8 protein-coding genes are annotated in these 7,892 nt (G+C 68.2%); 4 read left to right on the top strand and 4 right to left on the bottom strand.

The annotated features are described in order from the left end of the window. Both VFG33_RS28410 and VFG33_RS28405 read right to left on the bottom strand, forming a co-directional pair. Positions 1–812, bottom strand: an 812-nt coding sequence (locus VFG33_RS28410) for an ABC transporter substrate-binding protein (RefSeq protein WP_325056040.1), incomplete at its 3' end; no start/stop codon positions are given. Positions 813–814: 2 nt separating this feature from the next. Beyond that, positions 815–2,431 carry a glycoside hydrolase family 13 protein gene (locus tag VFG33_RS28405; protein ID WP_325056039.1) on the bottom strand — a complete coding sequence of 539 codons (1,617 nt, stop codon included), beginning with the start codon at positions 2,429–2,431 and terminating at the stop codon, positions 815–817. Positions 2,432–2,616: 185 nt separating this feature from the next. Here VFG33_RS28405 and VFG33_RS28400 point away from each other — a divergent pair, with 185 nt between their 5' ends. Next, a complete protein-coding gene (locus tag VFG33_RS28400) occupies positions 2,617–3,639 on the top strand; it encodes a LacI family DNA-binding transcriptional regulator (RefSeq protein ID WP_325056038.1) in 1,023 nt (340 codons plus the stop codon). On the opposite strand, the gene VFG33_RS28395 is transcribed toward VFG33_RS28400, so the two are convergent. Both VFG33_RS28395 and VFG33_RS28390 read right to left on the bottom strand, forming a co-directional pair. After that, positions 3,640–4,446, bottom strand: coding sequence for a TrmH family RNA methyltransferase (locus tag VFG33_RS28395; RefSeq protein ID WP_325056037.1), 807 nt, complete (start codon positions 4,444–4,446; stop codon positions 3,640–3,642). A gap of 174 nt (positions 4,447–4,620) precedes the next feature. After that, entirely contained in the window at positions 4,621–5,232 is a 612-nt protein-coding gene (locus VFG33_RS28390; RefSeq protein ID WP_325056036.1) for a TetR/AcrR family transcriptional regulator, read from the bottom strand. A gap of 82 nt (positions 5,233–5,314) precedes the next feature. Here VFG33_RS28390 and VFG33_RS28385 point away from each other — a divergent pair, with 82 nt between their 5' ends. From VFG33_RS28385 to VFG33_RS28375, 3 genes are all read left to right on the top strand, one after another. Beyond that, positions 5,315–6,262, top strand: coding sequence for an amidohydrolase family protein (locus VFG33_RS28385; protein ID WP_325056035.1), 948 nt, complete (start codon positions 5,315–5,317; stop codon positions 6,260–6,262). 127 nt (positions 6,263–6,389) lie between these two features. Beyond that, positions 6,390–7,580 (top strand): hypothetical protein, encoded by a 1,191-nt coding sequence (locus tag VFG33_RS28380; protein ID WP_325056034.1) that lies wholly within the window; start codon positions 6,390–6,392, stop codon positions 7,578–7,580. A gap of 115 nt (positions 7,581–7,695) precedes the next feature. Continuing rightward, the coding region (locus VFG33_RS28375; protein ID WP_325056033.1) for a hypothetical protein at positions 7,696–7,892 on the top strand (197 nt) is incomplete at its 3' end.

Below are 7,892 nucleotides of genomic sequence, written 5' to 3'. Positions count from 1 at the left end.
TGGCCGGCAGCGAACGCCTGGTTGATGCCTCCCCAGTCGTAGAGGAAGTTCGACCCCATGCTGTTGTCATCCCAGCGCATCGTCTTGAGCAACTGGAGCGCCTCGGTCATCTGCGGAGTGTCGAGCTCGGCGGTCGCCGTGCTGCCGTCGATCTTCTCTGCCCGACCGCCCAGTGCGTAGTCGAGGGTGGTCAGGATCCAGCCGCCCGTGTTGTCCGTGGTCAGCTGCGCATAGCCGGCCTTGCCGGTCTTCTCCGCGATCTGTTTCGCCGCCGTCCGCACCTCGTCCCAGCTGGTCGGCGGCGCATCGGCGTCGAGCCCGGCTTGCTTGAAGAGTGTGCGGTTGTAGTGCAGCGCCTGTCCGTAGGCGGCGATCGGGACGGCCCACATCTTGCCGTCCGCCGCCTGGCCCGCCTTCGCCACGTTCGGGCTGAACTTGCCGGCGTAGGGCAGCGAGGCGACCTGGCCGCTGATGTCCGCGATCTGCTTTCGCTCGATCAGGCCGCGGCCGTCGGTGAACGGCACGGTGAAGACGTCGGGCAGGGTGCCGCCGGCGAGCTGGGCCGTGAAGGTGGTCGCGGTCCAGTTGTACTCCTGCGGCACGATGTCGATGTTCTGGTTCGCCTTCTCGAACTGGGCGACTCGCTCGTCGAAGGCGGCGATCGCTCCCTTGTCGAGACCGGGATCGCGGGCGACCTTGACGGTGACAGGACCGGACGGCGTGGATTGATCGGCGCTGTCGTCCGAGCCGGAGCAGGCGGTGAGGCTCGCAGCCAGAGCGACCGCGATGGCCACGGGGGTGAAGGACTTCATGGTCACTCTCCTACGGATTCTGCAGGGGTCGGCGCCGGCCGCAGCCAGACAGCCGTGTCGGTGGGCAGGTGGTCGCCGGCCAGGGCGGAGCTGGCGAGCAGCACGGTGGTGTTCGGGGGTAGCTGGAGAGGTTCGGCGCCGAGGTTGACGAGACAGAGGAAGTCGTCGCCGCGGCGGAAGGCCAGCACGTCGTCGGTGTTCAGCCCCACGAGCCAGGTCAGGTCACCTGAGATGTCGCCTCGCTGGGCGAGTGCAGCGCGGTACAGGGAGAGCATCGAGTCGGGATCATGCTGCTGAGCCTCGACAGAGAGCGCTCCCCAGGCGGCGGGCTGAGGCAGCCAGGGCCCGAAGCCCTGGGAGTTGAAGCCGAAGCTCGGTCCTGTCGTTGTCCAGGGCAACGGAACCCGGCAGCCGTCGCGGCCCGGATCGGCTCCCTCGGAGCGGTGGAAGATCGGATCCTGTAACGCGGCCAGCGGGAGGTCCTCCACCTCGGGCAGGCCGAGCTCGTCGCCTTGGTAGATGTAGAGCGATCCAGGCAATGCCGCGGTCAGCAGGGCCGCCGCCCGAGCCCTGCGTCGCCCCTTCGCCAGATCCGTCGGTACGCCGAATCGCTTGGCAGAGAAGGAGAACGAACTGTCCTCTCGCCCGTACCGCGTGACCGGCCGGGTGATGTCGTGGTTCGAGAGCACCCACGTCGCCGGCGCGTTCACCGGCTCGTGCGCCGCCAGCGTGGTCTTGATCGACTCGCGCAACTCCGCGGCAAGCCAGGGCCTGGCCATCAGGTCGAAGTTGAACGCGGTGTGGATCTCGTCGGGCCGCAGGTACCGCGCGAACCGCTCGGGATCCGCAAGCCAGATCTCCCCGACGAGCACTCGAGGCGGATCGTAGGAATCGGCGACTGCCCGCCAGGCCCGGTAGATCTCGTGCACACCGTCGCGATCGACGTACGGGTGCTCCTCGGTATGGCCGAGCAACGGAAACGCGGGATCCTTCACCGGCATCGTCGCGGAGTCGATCCGGATCCCGGCCACCCCACGGTCGAACCAGAAGCGCAGGATCGCCTCGTGCTCACGCCGTACGTCGGGATGGTTCCAGTTGAGATCGGGCTGTTCGGGGGTGAACAGATGCAGGTACCACTCCCCCGGCGTACCGTCCGGGTTCTTCGTCCGGGTCCAGGTGTCACCGGAGAAGCTGGACACCCAGTCGGTCGGCGACTCCGCTCCTTCCTTGAACCAGAACCGCTCGCGCTCAGGTGATCCCGGGCCTGCGGCCAGCGCGGCCCGGAACCACTCGTGCTCGCTGGACACATGGTTCGGGACCACGTCGATGATGGTGAGGATGCCGAGCCCGGCCGCCTCCGCGATCAACTGCTCGGCCTCGTCGACGGTGCCGAAAGCGGGGTCGATCACCCGGTAGTCGGCGACGTCGTACCCGCCGTCGGCCAGCGGCGAGAGGTACCACGGGGTGAACCAGAGGGCGTCGACCCCCAGGCTGCGCAGGTAGGGCAGCCGGGACCGCACGCCGGCCAGGTCACCGGTGCCGTCGCCGTCGCCGTCGGCGAAGCTGCGCGGATAGATCTGGTAGATCACCGCGTCCCGCCACCACTGGTGCTCTGTCACGCCGAAGCTCCGTCCGATCGCTTTGATTTATGATAGGTTTAGCGCTCCACCTCGGTGGACCGTAATGTGCCGGAAACGAAACTGTCAATGGGTGGAGAGCAGTCGGCCGAGCACCGCCGACCGGCCCTGTGACGCTGCCCTGCGTCGCTGCCCTCGTAGGGTGTTGGCAGGCGAGAGGAGAGCTGGTGCGGGTCACGCTGAAGGACATCGCCGACGAGGCCGGGGTCAGCATGATGACGGTCTCGAATGTGGTGAACGGCAAGCGGGCGCGCGTCTCGCCGGAGACGATCGAGCGGATCCAGCGGATCGTGGCCGAGCGCGGCTACGTGCCGAGCGCCTCGGCGCGCAGCCTGGCGGCGAAGTCGTCCCGGCTGATCGGGCTGCTGGTACCGGCCGCCGACGAGGACAGCCTGATGATCAGCCCGCACAACGTGGCGATCGTCGGGCAGATCGAGCGCGAACTGCGCAAGGGCGGCTACCACCTGATGCTGCGCGGCATCTCCCAGCCGGCCGAGGTCGCCGAGGCGCTGCAGTCGTGGAGTCTGGACGGGGCCGTGCTGCTGGGGTTCCTGGACGAGGAGATCGATCGGCTGACGGCTCGCACGATCGGCAAGGTCGCGTTGCTCGCCATCGACAGTTACTCCGCGAACCCCTTGACCACCGGTGTCCGGTCCGACGACTACACCGGCGCCCTGCTCGCCGCCCGCCACCTGCTCGAGCTCGGGCATCGGCAGATCGTCTTCGCCGGACCGTCGTTCTCCGACGTGGGTGTCGTGCACCAGCGGTTCGAGGGCTTTCAGGCGGCCTTCGCCGAGGCGGGTCTGAGTTGGCAGGAGCGCCTGGTCACGGTCGAGACCACAACCCACGCCAGCGGCCGGGAGCTCGGCCGGCGGCTGATGACCGAGCATCCGGACGCGACCGCGGTCTTCGCCACCGCCGACATCCTGGCGATCGGGATCATGGAGGGACTCACAGAGAGCGCTTTCTCCGTTCCCGCCGACGTTTCCGTGCTCGGCTTCGACAATCTCGACCTGAGCGAGTACGTCACCCCGAAACTGACCACGATCGCGCAGGACATCCCGCAGAAGGCCGGCATCGCGGTCCGGCTCCTGCTCGACGCCGTCGAACGCTCGAAGCACCCGACGGAGCCGATCACCCTGGACGTCCGCCTGATCCCCCGCGCCTCGACCGCCCCACCCCGACCCTGATCACCAGTCGCTCTTCCGCGCCCGGGCTTCGAAGAGCAGGATCCCGGCCGAGAGAGCGACATTCAGGGAGTCCGCCTGCCCCAGCATCGGGATCGACACCGCGCCGAACCCCTGCCGATGCCAGACCCCCGACAGCCCGCCACCTTCCGAGCCGACCACGAACGCCGTCGGCCTCCCCCGGTACGCCGGTCCGCGGTAACTCCCGGTCGCCGAAGGATCGGCCAGGTGCACCTCGACACCGTGCCGGCGCAACCACCCGGCTGCCGCGGGGATGTCGTCGAACTCGAGTACCGGCGTACTGAGGACGAGGCCGCGGCTGGCGGCGTACACGGCTGGGTGACTGCGGCGAGCCCTTCTGCTGGTGAGGACCAGGCAGTCGGCGCGGGCCGCGTCGACGGTACGGATCAGGGTGCCGAGGTTGCCGGCGTACTCCACCCCGTCCGCGACCAGGATCAGCGACGACTCGTCGAACCGGAAGTCGCGCGGGTGCCAGACCGGGAGTCGCGCGATCGACACGAGGCCGTCCGATCGGCTCCTGCGGGTCGCCCTGGCCAGCAGTTTCGGGGAGATCCGGTAGACCTCGGCGGCGCGGGCGGCGACGCGTTCCGCAGTACCGGTGTCTTCTGCTGCTTCGGGGCAGTAGAAGAAGGTGTCGACGGTGGTCGGGGTGGTGAGGAGCTGGCTGTGCTCCCAGTTGCCCTCGACCAGGATCCGGCCGGGGAGGGAATCCTTGCGGACAGCGAGCAGCTCGCGAAGACGCGGGTGCTGAGCGCCGATCGGCAGGGCGTCGAGACGTGACGGTGCCATCAGAAACTCCGATGAATGAGAACAGCAAGCTGTCCGGGGACGACCGTCTCGGGTCGTCCGCACCGGCACAGCTGCTGGGGGTCGGCTAGAGCGTTTGAGGACGCACTAGCCGAGCAGTCTCATCATGCTTCGGATGGTAGGGCCGGGCCGTCGACCCGTCACCTGAATTTCAGGTCAGCCAACCGCGGCGGCGAGCGCCTTGCGGCGTCGGGCGGGCGGTACGCCGACAGCCTGTAGGGCCAGCATGGCGGCCGTGTGCGGGGCCTCCGTCTCGTCGAGCACGCCGTCCGTGACAGCGGCGAACAACCCGAGCATCAAGGAGGACTGGGTGTAGGCCAGGACCTCAGCCGGGACGGTCGACGTGAAGTCGCCTTCGCGCTGGCCCCGCCGCACGAGCTCGGCGACATCCGAGCGGAGCCCGCGCAGCGATTCGCGAACACCGGCCGGGGTCAGACTTGCCGTCCCCAGGTCGACCAGCAGCCGGTAGCGGTCCGCAACCGGCCAGGCCTTGAGGACGAACCGGGCCAGAGCCTCAGCCGCCGGTCCCCCGTCTCCAGCTGCCAGCACCTCGCGAATCGCCTGGGCTGCCTCGTCCGCGATCGCTTGGACGAGCGCTTCTCTGTTCGGGAAGTGCGCATACAGGGTCCGGCGTACGACGCCGGCGGCCGCTGCGATATCTGCCAGGGACGCGTCCGGGTTGGCGGCGAGCACCTGCCGCCCGACCTGCAGGATCCGCTGCTGGTTGGCGACCGCATCCCGGCGCCGGGCCGTCGTGGTAGGCGTCACAGGGCGAAATCCTACACATCTCTGTGCAAGTTACAATAAATTGCACAGAGATGTGCAACTACGCGAGCAAGGAGTCTCAGCCATGACGAACCGGATCGACATGCACGCTCACACGCTTCCGCCCGACTACCGGGCATCCCTGGTAGAGCACGGATACGGAACCATCGCAGGCCTCCCGCTGCCCGAGTGGTCGCCCGAGGCGGCAGTCGACTTCATGGAGCGCTACGGCATCCAGACGCAGGTCCTTTCGGTGTCAGATCCCGGCGTCAACTACCTGGACCCTGCGGACGCCCGCGAGATGGCCAGGTACTGCAACACCTACGTGTCCGGCCTCTTCAAGCAGTATCCGAAGAGGTTCGGAGCGCTGGCGGTGCTGCCGCTGCCCGACGTGACCGCCTCGGTGGCCGAGATCGAGTACGCGCTGGATGAGCTGAAGCTCGACGGGGTCGTCCTGTTGTCGGCGTACGACGGGATCTACCTGGGCGATCCGCGGTTCGAACCTGTGATGGCGGCCCTCGCCCGGCGCAACGCCTATGTGTTCATCCATCCAGCGTCGATTCCCGCGCAGAACAAGCCTGACTTGCAGGTGCCGGACTTCTTGTACGAGTTCACCTTCGACACGACCCGGGCCGCGACGCAGTTGATGTTCCGCGGCACGATGGCCCGCTACCCGTCGATCCGTTTCCAACTGGCGCACGCCGGCGGAACCGTGCCGTTCCTGTCCTACCGTCTCGGTCTCGCCAGCGAACTCGGCACCCTGCCGCCGGGGGTCGTGCCCAAGCTGATCAGCAGCTTCCTCTACGACACGGCACTCAGCCCGTCCCCGGCGGCGATGGGCGGCGTCCTCAAGGTGACCAGCCTCGACAACATCGTCTTCGGCAGCGACTGGCCCTTCAGCGCGGCGATCCTCACCGGCAGTGGCGACCCACAGCCAGAGCTCAGCGAGACCTTCGACTCCCCCGAGCGGACCCGGCTCGAGCGCGTGAATGCTCTGCGGGAACTCCCCGGGCTGGCCTCCAGGCTGTCCTGAGCGGAACGGTTGTCCACAGGCCTGGCGTGGTCCGATTTCGATCCGTCGGTGGGGGTCGATAAAGTCCACCTTCTGGCCGCCGACCGCCTACGCTGACGGGTCGGCTGCCACACGGGAGGAGTTTTCGATGGACGCCACGTTGCTGGACGCCGAGGCCGAAGCGGCCGTACTGCGCGTCTACCGGCAGGTGTTCGCCGTGCTCGCACGCGAGGCCGGGGCGATGATCGTCGATCCCGAGTTGCTGGACGTCGACCAGGCGATCCTGGACGCGTTCGCCGAGGCCGGGAGCGACGGGCTGACGGTGGAGCAGGCCACCCTCGCCTGCCGCGGGTATCCGCACGAGGTGATCGTCCGGCGGTTCGACGTACTGCGGCAGTACGGCGCGATCACGAAGCTCGTGGACCGTCCGAACGAGCTGCGCCACCGGGCCGCGTTCGCGCCGTACGTGATGCTGATGTTCCTCCGCCGGATGTCGGTGCAAGGCGGTCAGGCCGAGCTGCACCAACTGCTGACGCTCGAGGCGCACAGCGTGAGCGACCCGCGTGCCACCTCCGAGCAGGGGCAGGCCTCGATCGAGCGGCTGACGAAGGTGTTCCGGCTGCTCGGCAACGAGCTCGCGATCCTGGTTTCCACCAGCACGACCGCGCAACTGCGGGAGAACGCGCAGCTGGCGTGGGGCAACGAGCGGTTGATCGAGCAGGCCGAGAAGGTCCACCGGATCGTGCTCGAACGCTGGCCGGGACTGCATCGCGTCTGCACGCACCTGCGGATGTCGCTGGCCGCGTACGCCGATGCGGTGCAGCTCGCCGCAGGTCGTTTGGTGGAGCGAGCCGGTACTACGCGGGCGCTGGGGTTGCTGCCGATCGAGACTTGGCTGACGTTCACCCGGAGCAGCGACACCGAAGTACTGGCTGGTGTGCTGGACGGGTTGATCTTCGATGCGGCCGCACCTGATTTCTCTCCTGAGAGCATGCTCGAGGCGGTCGAGTCGGGACGCCGAACCGGTACTGCGCGGATGGCGCCGCCACGGCCTTCCTCGGAGACAGAAGCACCGGAATCGGCGGCGGCGACTGACCGGGAAGACCTGCGCGCCGAGGCTGAGCGGATTCTCGCGGGGCGCGAGAGCGTGAGCATCGTCGCGGTGGTGGACGACGCGGGCGACTGGGTCACCGCGCGACGAGTGCTCGCCGAGCTGACCGCAGCCCACCTGCACGACGAACTGGACTACGAGCTGATCTGGTCCGACGGCATGCGAATAGACCCCACTGCAGGCACCCCCTGGGCCACCGAAGGCACCTTCCGCCGGGTGAACAAATGAACGCGGCGGAACGCACCTCACGCGCGGCGAATGCTGCCAGCCCGCACTCTGCACTAGCGCTATGCACCTCACCCGCGGCGAGCGCCGCCGACGGCCTGTGCTCGGCGGTGGAGCGATGAGTGTTGTGGAGGGTGGGGGCGCTTACACCGCGTTGTGGTGGGCGAAGGTGCAGTCTGGTGGGCCGCAGCTTGTTTCGCCTGAGACGCCGGCGGTGGCGGGGTTGACGCGTGCCGCTGAGCCTGACGGGGCGAGTGTGTGGATGGTGCCGACGCTGCCGGACGGCGCTGGACACGGGGTACTTGAAGAGCTGGG

Origin of the sequence: Kribbella sp. (assembly GCF_035687465.1) — a bacterium.
Lineage (GTDB): Bacteria > Actinomycetota > Actinomycetes > Propionibacteriales > Kribbellaceae > Kribbella.
This window is presented reverse-complemented; position numbering and strand designations above follow the sequence as displayed.

Coding starts and splice junctions, on each gene's coding strand:
- VFG33_RS28395 (WP_325056037.1), bottom strand. CDS start 4,446: ATGGCACCGTCACGTCTCGACGCCCTGCCGATCGGCGCTCAGCACCCG.
- VFG33_RS28385 (WP_325056035.1), top strand. CDS start 5,315: ATGACGAACCGGATCGACATGCACGCTCACACGCTTCCGCCCGACTAC.
- VFG33_RS28380 (WP_325056034.1), top strand. CDS start 6,390: ATGGACGCCACGTTGCTGGACGCCGAGGCCGAAGCGGCCGTACTGCGC.